This is a genomic window from Sphingobium sp. B2 (genome assembly GCF_007693735.1).
GTDB classification, from domain to species: Bacteria; Pseudomonadota; Alphaproteobacteria; order Sphingomonadales; family Sphingomonadaceae; genus Sphingobium; species Sphingobium xenophagum.
Window position 1 is genome coordinate 1 of sequence record NZ_VDBZ01000020.1, and the last position, 651, is coordinate 651.

The window sequence follows — 651 nt, forward strand, 5'->3', positions numbered from 1 at the left end:
TTGATGCGATTCCTGTAGGTGTCGATGATATTTTCCAATTTGCACCTAAAAACGACCTGGCTCCCGCTCATAGTTAACATGTCGGGATTTGTATATAAACCACATTGAGTAGCCCCCATATTTCACCTTCCTGAAATGGGACGCCGCGCTTGCGCGGCGTCTCGTGCATTTTGCGGGGCGGGCATTTCAATCCGCTTGGTCGGTCATCATCGCTAACAGGTAGTCGGCGGCGTTCTGAGCCTCACGGGCAGCCTCGAAAATCGCGCGCTTGTCGTTGCGGAGCGCGGTCAACCAGTGCTCGATATACGCGGCATGGTCTTCGCGTTCGTCGACCTTGAAACCGACAATCGCGCCGATGAAGGATGCGCCCAGCTCGGCCACGAGTTCGTCCCTCGCATAGTCGGCGCGGCTCGTTGAAATCAGGGTTTTCCGGTTGAGGCGGCTTTCATGTCCTGCATGATGCACGGCCTCATGCGCAAGCGTGGCATAGTAGTCGTCGGCGGAATGGAACGCTTCAAAAGCGGGCATTTGGATATAATCGTCGCGGGTGTGGTAATAGGCTTGCGATCCGCCGATGCGAACGGTTGCGTCGATGCGAGAGAACATCACTTCAAGCTCAACGTCGCGGGTTTCGGGATTGGTGATGATCGG

Annotated in this window: 1 protein-coding gene; it reads right to left on the reverse strand. The window is 55.8% G+C overall.

What is annotated here, in order from left to right:
- Nucleotides 1-186: 186 nt before the first annotated feature.
- A partial coding sequence (locus FE851_RS25780; RefSeq protein ID WP_261371194.1) for a zincin-like metallopeptidase domain-containing protein occupies nt 187-651 on the reverse strand: 465 nt, incomplete at its 5' end.